Source organism: Sphingomonas phyllosphaerae (assembly GCF_029623345.1).
Taxonomy (GTDB): domain Bacteria; phylum Pseudomonadota; class Alphaproteobacteria; order Sphingomonadales; family Sphingomonadaceae; genus Sphingomonas; species Sphingomonas phyllosphaerae_C.
In genome coordinates, this window is the sequence record NZ_JAPYKH010000001.1 from 356,583 (window position 1) to 376,385 (window position 19,803).

The following is a 19,803-nucleotide window of genomic DNA, read 5'->3' on the forward strand; positions in this document are numbered from 1 at the left end:
CCGAACAGGTAGGGAACGTCGCGCCGCGGAGCAAGCACGCCGCTTGCAAGATACATGATCTCGTAGGAACATACTGGCAACATCGGTCGAGTCGGGGGAGAGCGAGATGGCGGAGCAGACGACGATTGCGGGAGGATGCCACTGCGGCGCAATCCGCTACGAGGCGGAGGGGGCGCCCGAGCACCACGCTCTATGCCACTGCACCGACTGCCGCGGCTGGTCGGGCGCGCCGGTGCCGGGCTGGATCGCCTTTCGCGAGGATCACGTCAGCATGACCGGCGAGCCGGTGACGTATCAATCGTCGGAGCACGGCGAACGCCAGTTCTGCGGGCGCTGCGGTACCGGGCTGTTCTATCGCAACGCAAGCGCGCTGCCCGGTCTGGTCGACGTTCAGTCGGGAACGCTCGACGACCCGGCGCCGTTTCCGCAGCGCGCAGATCATGGTCAACGAGCGGCTGCCTTGGACCGCGGCGATGTCGGATCTACCCGCGTTCGCGACCTATCCCGGGCTGGACTGACGCATGATGGCGGTAAGCGCTGGTCGTCGGCTGAGCGTGAGGAATTACCTTTGCCGAGGGCATGCGATCGGCTGGCCGCCGACCTGCCGCTACTGCCTCATCATGGGACATTAATCGTCATTAAAGTGTCACGTTGGAGGAGGAAGGCGGTGCCACCATGGCAACCACCGTCCTCGCGGCCAGCGAGTCGCCGCCGTCGCTTGCTGCTGCGCGACGATTTGACGCGCCGGTTCATCCCGGCGCGCGCCTCCTGTTCCTGCTGCTTGCCGCAGCAGGGCTCCTCTACGCCGGAATCAGCATCGTCATCGACACGCAGCAGGTCGGCGAGCAGCTCGCCGTGGGCGTGTTCCTGTTCCTCGGCCTCGCCCTGTTGATCGCGCTGGGATTTGAGTTCGTCAACGGTTTCCATGACACCGCCAATGCCGTCGCGACGGTGATCTACACCAACTCGTTGCCGGCCAATCTGGCGGTGGTGTGGTCCGGCTTTTTCAATTTTCTCGGCGTGCTTCTGTCGTCGGGGGCGGTGGCTTATTCGATAATTACGCTGTTGCCGGTCGACCTGATCCTCAACGTCGGCTCGGGCGCGGGTTTCGCGATGATCTTCGCGCTGCTGCTCGCCGCGGTGATCTGGAATCTCGCGACTTGGTACGTCGGCTTGCCCAACAGCTCGAGCCACACGCTGATCGGGTCGGTGTTGGGCGTCGGGCTCGCCAACCAGCTGCTCACGTCGGGCGCGGGCGGCACCGCCGGGGTCGACTGGAGCCAGGCTACGAGGGTGCTGACGGGCCTCTGGATGGCGCCGCTGATCGGCTTCTCGGCCGCGGCGCTGCTGCTGCTGGTACTGCGCCGCGTCGCACGCTCGCCCGAGCTGATGCGGGCGCCCGAGGGTGGCACGCCGCCGCCGCTCGGCATCCGCGCGCTGCTCGTGTTCACCTGCACCGCGGTGTCGTTCAGCCACGGCTCGAACGACGGGCAGAAGGGCATGGGGCTGATCATGCTTATCCTGATCGGCTGCGCGCCGACCGCCTACGCGCTCAATCGCACCTTGCCCGCGAGCGAGACGCCCGCCTTCCTTGCCAGCGCCAGCGACGCGAGCGGAACGCTGACCCGGCACGGCGCCGCCGCGGTGCCGCTCGAGCGCGCGCGACCGCTGCTCAAGGATGCGCTGGAGCAACGCCGCGCGGTGTCGCCCCAGGCCTATGGCGCGGTGGTGGCAGTGTCGCGTGACCTATCGCAGCGCGTCGGCGGTTACGGGGCGCTCAGCAACGTTCCGGCGCAGGCCGCGCCCAACGTGCGCAACGACATGTACCTGGTGCTCGACGCGACGCGGATGATCGTCGCCGATAAGACGTCGCGGCTGAGCGACGTGGAGAAGGACGCGCTCGCCGATTATCAGAAGCGACTGGAGCGCGGCACGCGGTTCATTCCCTTGTGGGTCAAGGTGGCCGTCGCGCTGGCGCTCGGGCTCGGCACGATGATCGGCTGGAAGCGGATCGTCGTCACGGTCGGCGAAAAGATCGGCAAGCAGCACATGACCTATGGCATGGGCGCCTCGGCCGAGCTGGTCGCTGCGGCCACGATCCTGGCGGCGGACCGTTTCGGGCTGCCGGTGTCGACGACGCATATCCTCTCCTCGGGCGTGGCGGGCGCCTCTGTGGCGAGCGGGCAGGGGCTGCAGCGCCGCACGCTGCTGCAGCTCGCCGCGGCCTGGCTGCTGACGCTGCCGGTCGCGATGGCGCTGTCGGGCGCGCTGTTCTGGCTACTGCGCGCCCTGGTGCGGACCGCCGGGCTGTCGTGACGCTGCAGCGGGCGACTTGCTAGTCGCGCTGCATTCGCGTTCCCGCGCTGTCGGAAAAGCCGGGGCGGCCCTCGCGAGCCGCCCCGTAGTCCAGGGAAGGATCGGACGAGGGGGAGTGTCCGACCATCACGGCGCCACACAGGGGGAGCGGCGCCGTCATCCGCGTTATAGCCACGCAACGTTGCTGCTGTGTGTCGGTCGCAGAGCCTTTCGTGACCATGCGGCAAACTTTTCCCGGTTGACCCGGGGCCGACGGCCGCTCGATGACCGTGGTCATGTCAGCGTCCCCGCTCCCGACCGCCCCGCACCCTGGCGCCTCGCACCGCCGTATCCTGCTCGCCAGCCTGGTCGGGACATCGGTCGAATTCTACGACTTCTACATCTACGCCACCGCCGCCTCGCTGGTGTTCGGGCCCTTGTTCTTCCCGACCGGCGACCCCGCGGTGGAGCTGCTGGCCGCTTACGGCAGCTTGGCTGTCGCCTTCTTCGCGCGGCCGATCGGCGCCTGGGCCTTCGGTCACTTCGGCGACCGCGTGGGACGCAAGTCGACGCTGATCGCGAGTCTGCTGCTGATGGGCGGCTCGACCATGGCGATCGCCTTCCTGCCGACCTTCGCGCAGGCGGGCTATATCGCGCCGCTGCTGTTGTGCTTGCTGCGCTTCGGGCAGGGCTTCGGACTGGGCGGCGAGTGGGGTGGGGCGGCGCTGCTCGCCGTGGAGAACGCGCCGCCGCACCGTCGCGGTCGCTATGGCATGGTCCCGCAGCTCGGTGCGCCGGTCGGCTTCATCGCGGCCAACGGGCTGTTCCTGCTGCTCGGCGCGACGATGGATCGCGACGCCTTCATGGCCTGGGGCTGGCGGCTGCCGTTCCTGCTCTCCTCGGTGCTGATCGCGCTGGGGCTGTGGGTGCGGCTGACGATCGCGGAAACGCCCGCCTTCGCCGCCATGATCGAGGAAGGGCCGCCGCCCGCGGTGCCGATCGGCGAGCTGCTGCGCCACCATTGGCGCGCCGCGCTGGGCGGGACGTTGGGGGCGGTGGCGTGTTTCGCGGTCTATTATGTCGCGACCGCCTTCGCGCTCGGCTTCGCGGTAACGCGCGGGTTCGACCGGCAGCTGTTCCTCGCGCTCCAGCTCGGCGCGATCCTGTTCATGGCGCTCGGGATCGCCCTGTCGGGTGAGTGGAGCGACCGGCGCTCGCCCGCGCATGTGCTGCGCTGGGGCTGCGTCGGTGCGGTGGTCGCCGGCTTCGCGCTGGTGCCCGGGCTCGGCTCGGGCGCGCCGCTCGCGGTCTTTGCGACGCTCGCTTTCGCCTTGTTCGTCATGGGCTTCGTCTATGGCCCGCTCGGCGCCTGGCTGCCCGGGTTGTTCCCCGCTCGGGTGCGCTACACCGGGGTGAGCCTCGCCTTCAACATGGCCGGCATCATCGGCGGCGGGCTCACCCCGATCGCGGCGCAGACGCTGGCGCAGCGCGGCGGACTCGTTCCGGTCGGCGTCTATCTCGCCGCCATGTCGCTGCTGAGTCTCGTCGCGCTGCTGGTCATGCGCCCGGCGCGCCACGTCGACGCGGTGCCGGTCGAGGGGCCGTGACGCGCGCTCAGGCGAGCCGCAGTAGCGTGACCTGAGCGCGCCCATAGACTCGCTCCACGATCGTCTCAAACCCCGTCGCCGTGACCGCCTCGCCGCGCGCGGTCTCGACCGTGACCCAGGTGGCGGGGCCGATCCAGCCGAGCCGCGCGAGCTTGTCCGCCGCCACCGCGCCTGCGCCGGTGCCATAGGGCGGGTCCATCATCACGAGGTCGAACGGCGCGGTCGCGGGGCCGAGCGCGAGCACCGAGCCCGCGCGCACGTCCGCACCGGTCGCACCCAGCTTGGCCACGTTGGCGCGCAGCGAGTCGAGCGCGGCCTTGTCCTGCTCGACGAACAAGCAGGAGCGCGCGCCGCGCGACAGCGCCTCCAGCCCAAGCGCGCCCGAGCCGGCGAAGAGATCCGCCACCGCGAGTCCCTCGAAGCTGCCGACGCGGCTGAGCAGCATCGAGAACAGCGCCTCGCGCGTGCGGTCGGCGGTGGGTCGCGTCGTCTCGCCCGCGGGCGTGATGAGCGCGCGGCCGCGCCAGCTGCCGGCGACGATCCTCATCGGCGCCCCTTGCGCGGCGGCCCCGAGCGCGGCTTGGGCTTGGCCCAGCCGGGCTGGCGCTTGGGCCGCTCGGGGCGGGTCGGCGGGGTGGCGTCGGCGTCGCCCGGCGCGCGCGGCGACGACGCGCCGGCGCGCGGCGCGGCGCGACGGGCGCGCTGATCGTCGTCGGCACGCGGCGGGCTGCGGCGGGTGCGCGCGTCATCGTCAGGACGGAAGGGGCGCTCGACCGACGCTCCAGCGCGCGACGGCGCGCGACCGGTGCGCTTGTCCTCGGCGACGCGGGGGCGCTCGGCCGGTGCGCCGGTGTGCGGCGTGGTGCGGCGCGCGCGCTGGTCGTCGGCGGGACGGGTCGGGCGCTCGGCCGCGGCGGTGCTGTCGACCACGCGCGCGCGCCGACCTGTTCCGGCAGGGGCGCGCGCCGCGAGCGCCGCGCTCGGCGCTTCCGTTCGAACGCCACGCGGGGCACTCGCGCGCGCACTCGCGCCTGCGGCCGGTCGCACCGGCCTACCGGCGCCGTACCGCTCGCTCGTTCCTCCCGCCGGCCGCGCTGCTCGCGCGTCGCCCGTGCCGCCTGACGGCCGCATCCCAGCGCCGCGTCCGGCACGCTGGTCGCGTACCGTCACTGGCTCGGTCGGCAGCCGCGTCGCCGCCGGCGAGCGCAACGTCTGGCGGAACCCGGTGAGATCGGCGGCGCGCACCTCGCCCACCCCGCCCACCGGCAGGTCGCCGAGCACGAACGGGCCGTAGCGCGTCCGGATCAGCCGCCCGACGCGCAGTCCGAGATGCTCGAGCACGCGCCGCACCTCGCGATTCTTGCCCTCGCGCAGCGTCATCTCGATCCACACGTTGGCGCCGGTGCGGCGCTCGAGATTGGCGTCGATCGCGCCGTAGCGCACGCCCTCGACCTCGACGCCGTGGATCAATTCCTCGAGCTGCGCCTGGGTCACCGCGCCATAAGCGCGCGCGCGATAGCTGCGCTCGACGCCGGTGGCGGGGAGCTCGAGCTCGCGCTTGAACTCGCCGTCGGTGGTGAGCAGTAGCAATCCCTCGGTGTTGAGGTCGAGCCGCCCCACCGGCACCACGCGCGGCAGGTCCTTGGGCAGGCGGTCGTAGATCGTCGGCCGGCCGCTGAAGTCGCGCTCGGTGGTCAGCACGCCGGCGGGCTTGTGGAACAGGAACAGCCGCGCCGGTGCGGGCGCCGCCACGGGCTCGCCGTCGACGGTGACGCCGTCGAGCGAGGCGAGCAGCGTCGCGGGGGTGTCGAGCACGACACCGTCGCGCGCCACGCGTCCCTCGGCGATCATCCGCTCGATCTCGCGCCGCGACGCGACGCCGGCGCGTGCGAGCAGCTTGGCGATACGGTGCTCGGCGCGTCCCGCCGCGCGCTGTTCGGGATGGGGATCGACCATCGCGGCCGCTTAGCCGATCGTCGCGCACTTAGCGGCATTTATTTGCACCCGCGCGCCCGCCCGCGCGTTGAGCCCGCGTAACCATGGGGAGGGCATATGGTCTTCGGGCGCAAACAGCGGGTTCTCGAGCGGCTGCTCCTGGTCGAGGACGAACCGCTGGTGGCGTTCGACGCCGAGCATCTGCTCACCGACCAGGGCTATAGCATCGTCGCGACGGTCGACCGCGTCGCCGACGCGCTGGCGGTGCTCGCCGCCGAGACGCCGATCGACCTGGTGCTGGTCGACGTGACGCTCGCCGACGGTAGCGGCGTCGAGGTGGCGCGGGTGGCGCGCGCGCGTGGCGTGGCGGTGCTGTTCGTCACCGGCGACTGCCCTGACGACGCCGCCACCCTGGCGAGCGGCTTCCTCGCCAAACCCTATGCGCAGCGAGACCTGCTCGGCGCGATCGTGGCGATCGAGCAGAGCGTCGCCGGCAAACCGCCGCGTCGGCTGCCCGGGGGTTTCCAGCTGTTCCACACCGGCGGCGCGGCGACCGCCTGAACCCGCGCGAATGTTGCGAATGTTGAGTCGCTGGCGCGGTTCTGGTGCGGGACTCAACATTGGCTTGGAGCGGAGACTCTCGGTGAGATCCTGCTTATAAGGTGCAGTATTCGTGAGCCTTTCCTCATGCCTCTGGCCTTGAGGGAGGATTGAGGCGCGATGCTCGCGCTGAGCGAATGTTGAGTCATGTTGGAGCGAGGTCGGGGTCGCCCGGGTCGATGCGACCGCATGATCGGTGGCGGAAGACGGCATGCGTCCGCTTTGCCACGACTACGCAGGTGTAGGACAGCGCGACCGCTTCTGGCCGTCGCGAGACTGCGTGCCGGGCCATGGCGGTCCGGACGTACCAATTAGTGATGCGGCGACGCGAAGATGCGAGGACGCCAAGGAGAAGGATTGTTCGTGCGGAGAGGCGGAGGGCGCCTTCAAGCCGCGGCGCGCACCCGAATGATGCGCGTTGATGAGAGCCGCTGCGCGCGCGGCGGCGACATCTTTCCTCCGCGCCTCCGCGCGACAGACCTGATCGCGCCTTCGCGTGCGCTCAAGCTCATGCGTCGCCTCCGCCCCGTCCACTACCCGCACCGCCCTGCCGCAAGCCCGCACGTACCGCGCCTTCCGCTCGCGGCGGCGATGGTCTAGCGCTCGCTGTCCGGCGCGCGCCGCGGCGGGGCAGAGGACGGAGCGGATCGAGTTGATGGCGACGCGCGCGGACGGCACGACCTGGCGGGACGGGATCAGGCCCTATGTCGAGCGGGGGCCGCTCGCCGCCTTCGCGCTCGGCGTGTCCTCGGGCTTCCCCTATGCCATGATCGCCGCCACGCTGACGACGCGGCTGGCGCAGGACGGAATCGACAAGAAGACCGTCACCGCTTTCAGCCTCGCCTTCCTCGCCTATAATCTCAAGTTCCTGTGGGCCTGGGTGGTCGATGGCGTGCGGCTGCCGGTGATCGGGCGGCTGGGCCAGCGAGTTTCGTGGCTGCTGTTCGCGGGCACGCTGGTGATCGCCGCGGTGGTGCATCTTGCCTTCGCCGATCCGCGGGCGAGCATCGCCGCGACCGCGGTCGCCGCGGTGCTCGTCGGTGTCGCGGGCGCTACCTATGATATCGTCATCGACGCCTATCGCATCGAGATACTCGAGCCGCGCCAGCTCGGCGTCGGGTCGGGGATGAGCCAATATGGCTGGCGCATCGGCTCGGCCGGCGCGGCCTCGCTCGCGCTGATCATCGCCGCGCGCTACGGCTGGGCCGCGGCCTATTGCGCCTGCGCGACGCTGGCGCTGCCCGCGATGCTGGCGGCGCTGGTGGTGGGCGAGCCGCGACGCCACCGCGACCCCGTCCGCCGGCGCGGCATCGGGGAGGCGCTCGCGGCGACGTGGCAGCCGTTCACCGAATTCTTCCAGCGGCCGGGGGCGGCCGTGATCCTGCTGTTCATCCTGATCCACAAGATCGGCGACACGCTCGGCTCGCTGGTGCTGCGCCTGATGCTCGACTCGCTCGGCTTCAGCAACGACGAGATCGCCTTGTACGACGTGGGCGTCGGCTTCTGGGCCTTTCTCGTCGGCATCTTCATCGGCGGCTGGCTGTACGCGCGGCTCGGCATGAAGCGCTCGGTGCTGCTCAGCCTCGTGCTGATGGCGGTGTCCAACGTCAGCTTCGCGCTGCTCGCCGCGGCGGGGCACAGCAACGTCGGCCTCGCAGGCGCGATCCTGTTCGAGAACGTCGCCTCGGGGATCGGCGGGGTCACCGTGGTCGCCTATTTCTCGGCGCTGTGCGACCTGCGCTTCACCGCCGCGCAATATGCGCTGATCTCGGCCGCCTCGAGCATCGTCGGGCGGGTCGTCACCGGCACCACCGCGGGCGCGCTGGTGGAGCGGTTCGGCTACGTCGGCTTCTACTGGCTGACAGTCGCGGCCGCGCTGCCCGGGGTGCTGCTGTTCTTCTGGATGGGGCGCTCGGGGCTCATCGACCGCTCGGTCGGCAGCGCCGGCACCGAGGGGCCGGGCGACGCGCGCGACGGGCGGAGCGGGTAGGGGGCGCGTTCCTTTCTCCTCTGATACGTCATCCCTGCGCAGGCAGGGATTCAGAACCGCGGCCGTCGCGGCTCAACCGCAGGCGTCAGCGTTTCTGGATCCCCGCCTCCGCGGGAATGACGGTTAGAGGGCGATAGGATGCCGGATGGAGCGGCGGCCGCCTGAGCCTCTCTCCCTGCGTTCGCCCGCGCCCTCACAGCGACACCGGCCGCCCCTCGTCGGCGAAGGCCGCGGCGACCGCGGCGGCGCTGGCGAGCACGCCGTCGACGTGACGCTGGCCGAGCAGGTCCTGCAGCAGCAGCCGCGCGCTCTCCACCCGCGTCTCGACGCGCGCCAGGATCGACAGCAGCACCTGCTCCGAGGGAGTCATGCGCGCGCAGCAGCATGGCGCGATCGCGATCGGCGCGGCGGCATTGGCCGCCATGTCCGCCATCAGCGCGCGGATCAGCGTGAGCGGGCGCCGGAACGCCTCGCCGAAGGCGGTGAACAGCGCGTGCGCGGCGCGCGCGTCGGCGAGACCGTGCGCGCCCATCCGGCGCATCGCGAACAGAATGACGCGGGCGTTGCCGCACTCGGGCAAGGCATAGGGCAGGGCCTGGAGGGTGGCGGCGGCGGACAACTCGGACATACGGGCGACTCCTCGTTCGGCCCGCAGGGTCGTTCACGCGCTATTGATAGTCAATCGCAAACTTGCGAGTCAGTCGGGCAGCTCGTCGTTCGCGCTCAACACCTCACCGGCGAGATAGAGCGAGCCGAGCACCAGCACCGCGGCGGGCGCAGCGACGGCGTTCGCCACGGCGGCGACCGCCTCGGTGATCGATCCAGCGGTCGCCGCGGCGGGGACGCCCATCTCGCGCGCGAGGGCGGCGAGATCGGTCGGGTCATGGTGCGCGTGGCCCGGCACGGGCAGTGCGACGAACAGCCCGACGCGGTGCGCGATCGGCGCGAGCAGCCCGCGCGGGTCTTTGTTGGCGAGCATGCCGAGCACCACCGCGAGCGAGCGCGCCTCGCCCGCGCCGGCGACCCGGTCGAGCGCGGCGCCGAGCGCGCGCCCCGCCGACTCATTGTGGCCGCCGTCGAGCCACACCGGGGTGGCGCCGAGCGGCGCGGTGAGCCGCCCGGCGGCGAGGCGCTGCAGCCGCGCGGGCCAGCGCGCCCCACGCGCCGCCGCGGCGAGCGCCGCCTCGTCGAGCCCGAGCCGGTCCTGCGCGCGCAGCATCGCCGCGGCTAGCGCGAGATTGTGCGCCTGGTGCGCGCCGGGGAGCGCGGGAAGGGGGAGGGTGACGGTGCCGCGTCGATCGCTGAGCTCGACGGCGGAGTCGGTCACGCGATGCCACCACGCCTCACCCTCGACGAGCAGGGGCGCCCCCGCGGCGGCGGCGGCGCGCGCCACGGGCGCGGCCGCCTCGGGCGGGTAACGCATCGTCACCAGCGGCGTGCCTGGCTTGGCGATCCCCGCTTTCTCCGCCGCGATCTGCGCGAGCGTGTCGCCGAGAAAGGCCTGGTGGTCGATCCCCAGCGCGGCGATCCCGCAGACGAGCGGCGCGGGCAGCACGTTGGTGGCGTCGAGTCGGCCGCCGAGCCCGACCTCGATCACGCAGCCGTCCGCCGGGGTGCGCGCGAAGGCGAGGAAGGCGGCGGCGGTGGTCACCTCGAAGAAGCTCGCGCCGAGGTCGCCCGCCTGGTCGAGCACCTCCGCCAGCAGCGCGGCGACCGCGTCGTCCTCGATCAGCCGGCCGGCGAGCCGGATGCGCTCGTTGAAGCGGACGAGGTGCGGGCTGGTGTAGGCGTGGACGCGATACCCCGCCGCCTCCAGCGCGGCGCGCAGATAGGCGCAGGTCGAGCCCTTGCCGTTGGTGCCCGCGACATGGAACACCGGCGGCAGGTGACGCTGCGGGTCGCCCAGCCGCGCGAGCAGCCGCGTGATCCGCTCGAGCCCGAGCACGTCGGCGCCGGGCGAGAGCGCCCACAGCCGGTCGAGCTGCGCCTGGACGCGCGGGTCGGCGGAGACGGCGTGGTCGGCCATCGGGCGGGGCGCGTCGCCTCAGGCGGCGCGGCGCTCGCCGCAGAGATAGCCGATCACGGTGGCGAGCCGGTCGCGCAGCTCGCGGCGGTGGACCACCATGTCGATCAGCCCGTGCTCCAGATAATATTCGCTGGTCTGGAAGTCCTCGGGCAGCTTCTCACGGATCGTGTTCTCGATCACGCGGCGCCCGGTGAAGGCGAGCGTCGCCTTGGGTTCCGCGATCTGGACGTCGCCCAGCATCGCATAGGCCGCCATCACCCCGCCCGAGGTCGGGTCGGTCAGCACGACGATATAGGGCAGGCCGGCGTCGTGAAGCAGCTGGATCGCCACGGTGCTGCGCGGCATCTGCATCAGGCTGAGGATGCCCTCCTGCATGCGCGCCCCGCCGCTCGCGGTGAAGACGATGAACGGCGCGCGGTCCTTGATCGCGGTCTCGACACCCTGGACGAACGCCTCGCCGACGGCTTGGCCCATCGAGCCGCCCATGAAGGCGAAGTCCTGCACGCCGATCACGACGCGCTGGCCGTGGATCGTGCCGCGCGCGTTGACGAAGGCGTCCTGCTCGCCGGTGCTGACGCGCGCCGCCTTGAGCCGGTCGGCGTAGCGCTTCGAGTCGCGGAACTTGAGCGGGTCCTCGGCGGCGCGCGGCGGCGCCAGCGGCTCGGCGCTGCCCTCGTCGAGCAGATAGGCGAAGCGCTGCTTCGGCCCGATGCGCTCGTGATGGTCGCAGTTCGGGCAGACGAACAGGTTGTCCTCCAGCTCCTTGTTGAACACCATCGTGCCGCAGCCCTTGCACTTGTGCCAGAGCGTGTCGGCGCCCTGCGTCTTGGCGCCGGGCACGAACCCGCCGATCGCGTTGCGGACGTTGCTGAGCCAGCTCATGCGGTCATCTCTCTTGCCTCGGCGGTGGCCGCCACGGCCGCCGCGAGCGATTGGACATAAGCGGTGACGGGCGCCGCCGCGGCCGCGCCGTGCTGCGCGACGAGCTCGACGATCGCCGAGCCGACCACCACGCCGTCGGCGACGCGCGCGATCGCGCCGGCCTGTTCGGGGGTGCGCACGCCGAAGCCGACCGCGACGGGCAGGTCGGTCGCCGCCTTGAGCCGCGCCACCGCTTCCTCGATCGACGCCTGCACCGCCTGCTGCTTGCCGGTGATGCCCGCGACCGAGACATAATAAAGGAAGCCGTCCGCGCCCGCGAGCACCTCGCCGATCCGCTCGCCCACCGTCGTCGGCGTGGCGAGGCGGATCATCGCCACGCCCGCGTCGCGCAGCGCCGGGCCGAGCGCCTCGTCCTCCTCGGCGGGAATGTCGACGCAGATCACGCCGTCCACCCCGGCGTCGCGCGCCGCGGCGGCGAACCACGCGGGGCCGCGGCGCAGCATCGGGTTGGCATAGCCCATCAGTACGAGGGGCACGTGCGGGTGGCGCGCGCGGAAGCCGGTCGCGATCCGCAGGATGTCGGCGGTGCGCGTGCCCGCGCCGAGCGATCGGATGTTCGCCGCCTGGATCGCGGGCCCGTCCGCCATCGGGTCGGTGAAGGGCATGCCCAGCTCGATCACGTCGGCGCCGCCCGCGACCAAAGCGTCGAGGATCGCGGGAGTAGCGCCCGCGTCGGGGTCACCCGCGGTGACGAAGCACACGAGCGCGGCACGGCCCTTGGCGAAGGCGTCGGACAGCCGCGTCACATGCTCACTCCCAGCGCCTCGGCGACGGTGAAGATGTCCTTGTCGCCGCGCCCGCACAGATTGGCGAGGATGATGCGGTCGGCCGGCATGTGCTTGGCGCGCTGCGCCACCGCGGCGATCGCATGCGACGGCTCGAGCGCGGGGATGATGCCCTCGGTGCGGCACAGCAGCTGGAAGGCGTCGAGCGCCTCGCGATCGGTCACCGCGGTATACTCGACGCGGCCGATGTCCTTGAGCCAGGCGTGCTCGGGGCCGATGCCGGGATAGTCGAGGCCGGCCGAGATCGAATGCGCCTCGGCGATCTGGCCGTCCTCGTCCTGGAGCAGATAGGTCTTGTTGCCGTGGAGCACGCCGGGGAAGCCGCCGGCGAGGCTGGCGGCATGCTTGGCCTCAAGCCCTTCGCCCGCCGCCTCGACGCCGAGCATCGCGACGTCATCGTCGAGGAAGGGATGGAACAGGCCGATCGCGTTCGACCCGCCGCCGATCGCGGCGACGAGCAGGTCGGGCAGGCGCCCCGTGCGGTCGAGCAACTGCGCGCGCGCCTCGCGCCCGATCACGCTCTGGAAGTCGCGCACCAGCTCGGGATAGGGGTGCGGGCCGGCGGCGGTGCCGATGATGTAGAAGGTGTCGTGGACGTTGGCGACCCAGTCGCGCAGCGCCTCGTTCATCGCGTCCTTGAGCGTACGCGCGCCGCTCTCCACCGCGCGCACCTCGGCGCCGAGCAGCTTCATGCGGAAGACGTTGGGCTGCTGCCGCTCGACGTCCTTGGCGCCCATGTAGATCACGCAGGGCAGGCCGAAGCGCGCGCACACCGTGGCGGTGGCGACGCCGTGCTGGCCTGCGCCGGTCTCGGCGATGATCCGCGTCTTGCCCATGCGGATCGCGAGTAGGATCTGGCCGATGCAATTGTTGATCTTGTGCGCGCCGGTATGGTTGAGCTCGTCGCGCTTGAACCATACCTGCGCGCCCATGCCCGGCTCCGCGCTCTGGCGCAGCGTCTCGGTCAGCCGCTCGGCGTAGTAGAGCGGCGAGGGGCGGCCGACATAATGTTCGAGCAGGTCGTCGAACTGCGCCTTGAACGCCGGGTCCTCCTTGGCCGAGCGATAGGCGCGGTCGAGCTCGAGGATCAGCGGCATCAGCGTCTCGGCGACGTAGCGGCCGCCGTAATCGCCGAAATGGCCGCGCGTGTCGGGCTGCTGGCGCAGGCTGTTGGCGCGCGCCGCGGGATCGGGGGTGAGCGTGTCGGTCATAGTCGGGCGACCCGTTGCAGGAAGGCGGCGATCTTGTCCACGTCCTTGACGCCGGGCGCGCGCTCCACGCCGGAGGAGACGTCGACCAGGCGCGCGCCGGTTTGCGCCGCCGCCTCCGCGACATTGCCGGCGTCGAGCCCGCCTGAGAGCGCCCAGGGCAGCGGATGGCGCGCGCCGTCGAGCAGCCGCCAGTCGAAGCGCACGCCCATGCCGCCGGGCAGCGCCGCGTCGTCGGGGGTCTTGGCGTCGTAGAGCAGCCGGTCGGCGGCGCCGGCATAGGCAGGGGCGGCGGCGAGATCGGCCGCGGTCCTCACCGCGAGCGCGACCCAGGTCTCCACGGCCGCGGTCTGGCGCAGCGCGGCGGCGCGCGCGGGGGTCACCTTGTGGAGCTGTATCGCATCGAGCCGCGCCGCGACGACCGCCTCGGCGACGAGCGAGTCGGTCGGGTCGACGAAGACACCGACGCGGCGCGCGCGATCGCCGGCGCGCGCCGCGAGCGCGGCAGCCTGGTCGAACGCGAGGTGGCGCGGCGAGGGCGGGAAGAAGACGAAGCCGACATGGCTTGCCCCACCGTCGAGCGCGGCGTCGAGCGTGGCGGGTGTCGAGAGGCCGCAGATCTTGGCAGTGACGGGCATGGGGAGCGATCTAGGCGCGGAGACCGGGTCGCGCCAGAGGCAGGCTATGCGGGCGCGAGCGCGGGATCGTATCGAGCCGACCGGGCAAAGGTGCGTCCAGCTCGGCGCGGCGGAGCGTGTTGATCGTCTTCACGTCGCGCTTGCTTTGGCAGATCACGCCGCTTTCGCGCGGCACGCGGGAAATAGCCGCTGAACCGCTCGCTCGGAAGACGGCTACAACGTCGCGGCGATCGCGCGCGCGGCCGCGTCGGGGTCCTCGGCCTGGGTGATCGGGCGGCCGATCACGAGGATCGAGGCGCCGGCGTCGGCGGCCTGACGCGGCGTCACCACGCGCTTCTGGTCGCCGACCACGCCGTCCGCCGGGCGCACGCCGGGCACCACGAAGAAGCCGTCCGACCACGCCGCCTTGGCCGCGCGCACCTCGGCGCCCGAGCAGACGACACCGTCCAGACCCGCTTCCTGCGCCAAGGCGGCGAGACGCAGCACGTGGTCGTGCGCGCTGCCCGCAACGCCGATGTTGGCGAGGTCGCGCTCGTCGAGGCTGGTCAGCATCGTTACCGCGACCACCTTGGTGTCAGGGTGCGCTGCCGCCTTGGCGTCTTCCAGCATCGCGCGCCCGCCGGCGGCGTGCACGGTCAGCACTGCGGGGGCGAGCGGCGCGAGCGACTGTACCGCCTTGGCGACGGTGTTGGGGATGTCGTGGAGCTTGAGGTCCAGGAAGACCGGCAGTCCGACTTCCTCGAGCGCACGCACTCCGGCGGGGCCGTTCGCGCAGAAGAACTCGAGCCCGAGCTTGATCCCGCCGACGTGGTGACGGACCCTGGCGGCGAGCGCCTGGGCGCGCGCGAGATCGGGCGTGTCGAGCGCGACATAGACGCGGCTGCTCATCACGCGACTCCCGGCGGCACGGCGGTGGGGATCGCGGCGGGTGGCGGAGGAGTGACCGGAACAACGACGCCCGCGCCCGGCGCGCCCGGCGCGGCCGGCTCGCTCGCGCGCGCGGCGGCCAGAGCGCGCTCGGTCTCGAGCGACCGTTCCGCGGCGGTGAGCCGCTGGCGCAGGCGGAAGCGCAGCCATTGCTGGTAGACGAGCGTCGGCACGAAGCCGAGCAGGAAGGTGGTGAGCAGCAGCAGCGGGAGGTTCACCTCCGCCACCAGGCCGCCGAACAGCTGGATCGAGACGTTGGTCCAGTTGCCGAAGGTGAACACCGCGGCGAGGAACGCCATCAGGCACCAGAACAAGAGCTTCAGGAATTGCATCGCGCCACGCTAGGCGGCGCGTCCCGAATTTACCAGCGCGCGGTGGCGCATCGCGGCGGCGCGGAATGGGACTGGCACGGCTCGAAAGGGGGAGGGGGCACGGAAGGCTACGTGGGTACCCGTCGTATGGATCCCGCATCGTCGCTTCGGTGAAGCACCTTTCCCCCAACTTCCGTCATCCCCGCGCAGGCGGATCCAGACGCGCAGACGTTGCGGCAAGAACCGCGGCGGCAGCGTGCATCGATCCCCGCCTCCGCCGGGATGACGCGAAGAGGCGGAGGGGCGCACGCCACCCCTGCTCACCTGATCACCCCACCTCGCGCCGCAGCGCCGCGACCAGCCCGGGCGAGTGCGTCAGCCGCGCCTCCTCCTCGTCGAGGATGGCGCGGAAGGCGGCGCGTTTGATCGCGGCGACGCGGCCCGGGCGCAGCCGCGTCGCCGGCGGCAGCGTGGAGACGGTGATGTCGATCATCCGCTCGGCGCCGTGCAGCCGCCCCCAGAGATAGTCGTTCTCGCGATAGGCGCGACTGAAGAAGGCGCCGAAACTGTTGAACTGGATGCCCTTCAGCGTCGCCGTCGCGCCGCCCGAGCGGATCGAGCGGGCGTCGTCGGGCGAGATGCGGTCGACCTTGACCGGGTCGAACTCGTCGAGCCCCTCGCCCTGGAGCAGCGGCAGCGTCGCCACGTCGACGAAGGGGAAGCCGAGATAATTGAGCAGCATCGGCCGCCGTATCTCGCGCGGCACCGCGGACAGCGCGGCGGCCATGCGCGCGTCGGTGGCGGCGTCCCGCGCGGTGAGATCGAGCGAGGCGCCGAACGCGTCGAGCAGCGGCCCGGCGTCGTCGCGCAGCGCGCGCACCTCGCGCCGCAGCGCCGCGTGCGTGTCGGTGCGCTTGGCGGCGAGATATTCAGTGAGCGAGTCGTAGATCGCGTCGCGCAGCGGCTGAAGCGCCGCGGCGCTCGCCTCATGCTCGAGCTCGCCGAGCCGCCGCGCGAGCAGCCGCAGCCGGCGCACCCGGAAGTTGAGATCGAAGGTGCGCAGGAAGGCGACCATCGCGTCGCTCGCGCCACCGGCATAGACCGCGTCGGCGCCGAGCCCGCGCGCGGCGAGCGCGGCGTCGAGCCGCTGGCGCGTGCGGCTCCACCTTTGCACCCCGGGCGCGCCGCCGACGGCGTAGAGCAATGCGGCGACGAACTCGACCACGCCTGCGGCCTTGAGCTGGCCGTAGCCGACATAGCTGAAGCCAGCGCGCTCGGCCGCCGCCGCCTGCGCGCGGCGGCGCCACGCCACCAGCCGCGCCGGGGTCGGACGGTCGAGGAAGAAGGTGCGTCCGAACAGTTCCTCGATGGCCGAGTCGACCTGCGGCCGGATCGCCTCGGTGATCGCGCGCATCCGCTCGATCCGGCGCGACCGCTCGGCGAGCGCCTCGAGATTGTCGCGGATCGGCTGCTGGCGCGGCAGTTCGCTGATCGCGCCGAGGATGGTCTGGAAGAAACCCGGCGGTCCGGCGGTGCTCCCGCCGAGCGTGAGCTTGTGACCGGGCGACGGGTCGACATAGACGAAGCGTCGGTCGATCTCGCGCTTCGCCGGGCGTTCGCGCAGCGCGTCGATGGCGGGGCGGAACGGCGCGTTGGCGAGCACCGAGCCGTCGATCAGCACCGCGCGCTCGGCGGCGCGCGCGGCGGCGTGGCGCGGCAGCACGCGCTCGAGGAAGTCGTGCCGCCCCGGCCAGCGCCGCCGCCGCGCGCGCAGTACGCGGTCCAGCTCGGCCACCGTGAAGGGCGGGAAGGCACCGGGGAAGCTCGAGGTGGCGCGCGCGGCAAAGGCGAGCTCGGGCACGGCGGCGAGCGTGTCGAGCGCGACGCCATGGTCGCTGAACGGCAGCACCAGCCGGTGCTCGGTCTCCATCACCTCGGGCGGCGAGTGGAGCTGGAGCCGCTCGGGGTGGCCGCCGAAGTCGGTGACGGTGACGAACAGGTCGAGCGGCTGTCCCGGCGGCAGCAGACGGGGCCCGCGCGGCGCTGCCGCCATCGCCTCGAACGCGTCGAGCAGCATCGCGGTGAAGCCCTCGCCCGAGAAGGGCGGCTCGAACCAGCGCGAGCGGACGAAATGCGACAGCTTGGCCCGCACCTCGTCGCGGGTCGCCTCATCGAGCGCCTCGAGCTGGTCGGCGCTGCGCCCCGCCGCCATCCAGGCGAGCGGCAGCGCCCAGACCTTGGAGAAGCGCGAGGCGGGCGCGGCGTCGGCGTCGATCAGCCGCTCGACGTCGGCGCCGTCGAGCCACAGATCGGTGAGCGGATCGAGCGACTGGCCGCTCGCGATCGCCTGCGCCAGGAACACGCCGTTGATCCCGCCCGCGCTCGCCCCCGCGACGATATCGGGCAGCACGCGTAGGCGCCAATGCGCGCTCTCCTCGATCTCGTCGAGCAGCGCGCGATAGACTCGCGCGCTCGCGCCGTCGCAGGGCGCGTCCTCGCGCGCCGCCCTGCTGGCACGGGCGAGGTGCCACACCTCCTTGACGATGCCGTGCATGTACACCGCCAGGCTGATTCCGCCGTAGCAGACGAGCGCGAGCCGCAGCTCCTTCTCGCGCACCGCCGGCTGGCTCATGCGGCGTCGATCTCCGCCCAGATCGGCAGGTGGTCCGAGGCGACCCGCGCCGCGGGCGACTGGTGGACGCCGCAGGCGGCGACGTGCAGCGCGCGCGACACCATGATGCGGTCGAGCCGCGCGATCGGGCGACGCGCGTGGAAGCTCGGTCCGGTCTCGGCGAAGTGGAAGTCGCGCGCGAAGTCGCTGAGGCAGCCCGAGGCGCGGCTCCACTCGTTGAGGTCGCCCATCATCACCGTCGCGGGGCCGGGGGCGCGATGCGCGGCGTGCTGCAGGATCGCCGCGGCCTGCCGGCGCCGCCATAGGCCCGAGAGATCGAGGTGCATGCCGATCACGCGCACTGCCGCGCCCGCGACGTCGAGATCGACGCTGACCGCGCCGCGTGGCTCGAGCGCGGGCAGGTGGAGCTGCTGGCAGTCGAGGATCGTCGCCGACTTGCGCACCAGCAAGGCGTTGCCGTGCCAGCCCATACTGGTCGCGCGCATGCCGAGCCCGACCGAGCGCCAGTCGCTGTGCTCCTCGAGCAGGTGCGGGGTGAGCACCGCGGCGCGCTGGCCGAAGCGGCGGTCGGCCTCCTGCAACGCCACCACGTCGGCGTCGATCTCGCGCAACACCTGGAGGATCCGCTCGGGATTGCGGCGGCGGTCGGTGCCGATCGCCTTGCGAATGTTGTAGCTTGCGACCTTGAGCCTCATCGCACGCGTAACGAGTCGGCCCGCCCAGCGGTTGCAGCCGCCGGTGCTAGTTAGCGCGACAGTAATCACCTGGCGTTACGATGCTCCGCGAGGCAGCGGATGGACGCGGGATGAAGCGAGGAACTAAGCTGGCGCTGGTGCCGGTGGCGGCGGTGCTCGTAATCGGGCTGGGTGCGGCCGGCGGGGTGGTGCTGTCGCATGACGGCGGCGCCGCGGCGATCGAGTCGGACGTGCGGGCGGACGCGGCTCCCGCCGTGCCGGCGGTGCTGCCGGTGCAATTCTACGCCTTCGACCCGCCGCTGACGGTCAACATCAAGGACACCGACGCGGTGCTCCAGGCGGCCGTGTCGGTGAGCACGCGCGATCCGAAGGTGCTCGAGGGGCTGCGGCGCGACGACCCGGCGTTGCGCTCGGCGATGATCCTCGCTTTCGGCGACGCCAGCGAGGCTGCCGACATGACCGACGCGGGCAAGCAGCAGCTGCTCGGCGCGATCACCGGCGCGGTCAATCGCCAGCTCGCCGCCGACGGCTATACCGGCCATGTCGACGCGGCTTATTTCACCGACTTCATCGTTCAGGGCGGCAGCGACGACCAGTGAGCTGGGTGCGACGCGACGTGGAACGGCGGATCGGCCGGCCGGTTTGTGACACTTCGATGGCGCACGCTGGTGCGCTGCGGGCGGCGCCACGTGCCGCGACGAACCGGAGGGTCAGGGTGAGCGCTAGAGTCTGCACCAGCGTGCCGCTGGTCGCCGCGCGTGACGGCATGGTGATCATCGAATCGAGTTGCGGCCGCTCGTTCAACCTCAGCGCCGAAGTGGCGATGCAGATGAGCGAACATCTCATCCGCAGCGCCGCGCGCGCGCGCGGGCAGCATCGCATGGCCGAGGAGCGCGCCGAAGGCGTATAGGGTTTGTCATCGGACGCAGCCTCGCTGCGTGAGAGGATGGTGTCCCCCCAAGGCGACATCGCGCCACGGCCCGTCGTCATGGTGGCGCTGAGCCGGGTCCATTCCTCGGCGGGAGCATTGCCGGCGACGCCCGCGGCGCCATGGATGGCGAGTCGAGCCGAGATGACGGTTCGACGGAGGCGTTCGCGCTGCGGTGTACGCCATGCGGCCGGATCCAGATCTCCGCGAGGCGACCCCTCCGCGCGAGCGGACCTGCGAATGTCAGGATAAGGCCGGCATGAAGAGGGGTGGCGTCGAGTATC

Annotated in this window: 19 protein-coding genes; 7 read left to right on the plus strand and 12 right to left on the minus strand. The window is 71.8% G+C overall.

The features are described 5' to 3' along the window. Positions 1 to 106: 106 nt before the first annotated feature. The 3 genes from QBJ89_RS20165 (at position 107) to QBJ89_RS01605 (ending at position 3,902) form a co-directional block, all read left to right on the plus strand. Positions 107 to 892 carry a GFA family protein gene (locus tag QBJ89_RS20165; protein ID WP_431522493.1) on the plus strand — a complete coding sequence of 262 codons (786 nt, stop codon included), beginning with the start codon at positions 107 to 109 and terminating at the stop codon, positions 890 to 892. Then, positions 823 to 2,316, plus strand: a complete 1,494-nt coding sequence (locus QBJ89_RS01600) for an inorganic phosphate transporter (RefSeq protein ID WP_431522495.1) — start codon at positions 823 to 825, stop codon at positions 2,314 to 2,316. The genes QBJ89_RS20165 and QBJ89_RS01600 overlap by 70 nt, the downstream gene beginning before the upstream one ends. Before the next feature lie 275 nt (positions 2,317 to 2,591). Next, positions 2,592 to 3,902, plus strand: coding sequence for an MFS transporter (locus QBJ89_RS01605; RefSeq protein WP_277978781.1), 1,311 nt, complete (start codon positions 2,592 to 2,594; stop codon positions 3,900 to 3,902). A 7-nt stretch (positions 3,903 to 3,909) separates the two neighbouring features. Here the strand turns inward: QBJ89_RS01605 and rsmD are convergent, their stop codons facing one another. Together rsmD and QBJ89_RS01615 are read right to left on the minus strand one after the other, a co-directional pair. After that, positions 3,910 to 4,449 carry a 16S rRNA (guanine(966)-N(2))-methyltransferase RsmD gene (rsmD, locus tag QBJ89_RS01610; RefSeq protein ID WP_277978782.1) on the minus strand — a complete coding sequence of 180 codons (540 nt, stop codon included), beginning with the start codon at positions 4,447 to 4,449 and terminating at the stop codon, positions 3,910 to 3,912. Then, positions 4,446 to 5,858, minus strand: coding sequence for a pseudouridine synthase (locus tag QBJ89_RS01615; RefSeq protein WP_277978783.1), 1,413 nt, complete (start codon positions 5,856 to 5,858; stop codon positions 4,446 to 4,448). The genes rsmD and QBJ89_RS01615 overlap by 4 nt, the downstream gene beginning before the upstream one ends. A gap of 96 nt (positions 5,859 to 5,954) precedes the next feature. On the opposite strand from QBJ89_RS01615, the gene QBJ89_RS01620 reads away from it, so the two are divergent. Together QBJ89_RS01620 and QBJ89_RS01625 are read left to right on the plus strand one after the other, a co-directional pair. Next, on the plus strand, positions 5,955 to 6,398 hold the full coding sequence (locus QBJ89_RS01620; protein WP_277978784.1) for a response regulator: 444 nt from the start codon (positions 5,955 to 5,957) through the stop codon (positions 6,396 to 6,398). A 694-nt stretch (positions 6,399 to 7,092) separates the two neighbouring features. Beyond that, on the plus strand, positions 7,093 to 8,427 hold the full coding sequence (locus QBJ89_RS01625) for an AmpG family muropeptide MFS transporter (RefSeq protein WP_277978785.1): 1,335 nt from the start codon (positions 7,093 to 7,095) through the stop codon (positions 8,425 to 8,427). A 193-nt stretch (positions 8,428 to 8,620) separates the two neighbouring features. Here QBJ89_RS01625 and QBJ89_RS01630 read toward each other — a convergent pair whose 3' ends face one another. The 10 genes from QBJ89_RS01630 to QBJ89_RS01675 all read right to left on the minus strand — a co-directional run bounded on the left by QBJ89_RS01630 (position 8,621) and on the right by QBJ89_RS01675 (position 18,591). After that, entirely contained in the window at positions 8,621 to 9,055 is a 435-nt protein-coding gene (locus QBJ89_RS01630) for a DUF6628 family protein (RefSeq protein ID WP_223010637.1), read from the minus strand. A gap of 69 nt (positions 9,056 to 9,124) precedes the next feature. Then, positions 9,125 to 10,453, minus strand: a complete 1,329-nt coding sequence (locus tag QBJ89_RS01635; RefSeq protein ID WP_277978786.1) for a bifunctional folylpolyglutamate synthase/dihydrofolate synthase — start codon at positions 10,451 to 10,453, stop codon at positions 9,125 to 9,127. Between the two features lie 18 nt (positions 10,454 to 10,471). Beyond that, positions 10,472 to 11,335: an acetyl-CoA carboxylase, carboxyltransferase subunit beta gene (gene accD / locus QBJ89_RS01640; RefSeq protein WP_277978787.1), complete on the minus strand. Its 864-nt coding sequence runs from the start codon at positions 11,333 to 11,335 to the stop codon at positions 10,472 to 10,474. Next, positions 11,332 to 12,141, minus strand: coding sequence for a tryptophan synthase subunit alpha (trpA, locus tag QBJ89_RS01645; protein WP_277978788.1), 810 nt, complete (start codon positions 12,139 to 12,141; stop codon positions 11,332 to 11,334). Before trpA ends, accD begins: the two co-directional genes overlap by 4 nt. Continuing rightward, complete coding sequence (gene trpB, locus QBJ89_RS01650; protein ID WP_277978789.1) at positions 12,138 to 13,391, minus strand: tryptophan synthase subunit beta; 1,254 nt, start codon at positions 13,389 to 13,391, stop codon at positions 12,138 to 12,140. The genes trpA and trpB overlap by 4 nt, the downstream gene beginning before the upstream one ends. After that, the gene (locus QBJ89_RS01655) at positions 13,388 to 14,026 is read right to left on the minus strand and encodes a phosphoribosylanthranilate isomerase (protein WP_277978790.1); all 639 of its coding nucleotides are present in this window, start codon (positions 14,024 to 14,026) and stop codon (positions 13,388 to 13,390) included. The genes trpB and QBJ89_RS01655 overlap by 4 nt, the downstream gene beginning before the upstream one ends. 213 nt (positions 14,027 to 14,239) lie before the next feature. Beyond that, positions 14,240 to 14,914 (minus strand): orotidine-5'-phosphate decarboxylase, encoded by a 675-nt coding sequence (gene pyrF, locus QBJ89_RS01660; protein ID WP_277978791.1) that lies wholly within the window; start codon positions 14,912 to 14,914, stop codon positions 14,240 to 14,242. Further along, on the minus strand, positions 14,914 to 15,285 hold the full coding sequence (locus QBJ89_RS01665) for a hypothetical protein (RefSeq protein ID WP_277978792.1): 372 nt from the start codon (positions 15,283 to 15,285) through the stop codon (positions 14,914 to 14,916). The genes pyrF and QBJ89_RS01665 overlap by 1 nt, the downstream gene beginning before the upstream one ends. 307 nt (positions 15,286 to 15,592) lie before the next feature. Next, positions 15,593 to 17,896: a patatin-like protein gene (locus QBJ89_RS01670; RefSeq protein ID WP_277978793.1), complete on the minus strand. Its 2,304-nt coding sequence runs from the start codon at positions 17,894 to 17,896 to the stop codon at positions 15,593 to 15,595. Continuing rightward, positions 17,893 to 18,591: an endonuclease/exonuclease/phosphatase family protein gene (locus QBJ89_RS01675; RefSeq protein ID WP_277978794.1), complete on the minus strand. Its 699-nt coding sequence runs from the start codon at positions 18,589 to 18,591 to the stop codon at positions 17,893 to 17,895. The genes QBJ89_RS01670 and QBJ89_RS01675 overlap by 4 nt, the downstream gene beginning before the upstream one ends. Positions 18,592 to 18,701: 110 nt before the next feature. Between QBJ89_RS01675 and QBJ89_RS01680 the strand changes: the two genes are divergently transcribed. Both QBJ89_RS01680 and QBJ89_RS01685 read left to right on the plus strand, forming a co-directional pair. Beyond that, positions 18,702 to 19,190, plus strand: a complete 489-nt coding sequence (locus tag QBJ89_RS01680; protein WP_277978795.1) for a flagellar basal body-associated FliL family protein — start codon at positions 18,702 to 18,704, stop codon at positions 19,188 to 19,190. A gap of 140 nt (positions 19,191 to 19,330) precedes the next feature. Next, positions 19,331 to 19,501, plus strand: a complete 171-nt coding sequence (locus QBJ89_RS01685; RefSeq protein WP_277978796.1) for a hypothetical protein — start codon at positions 19,331 to 19,333, stop codon at positions 19,499 to 19,501. Positions 19,502 to 19,803 lie beyond the last annotated feature (302 nt).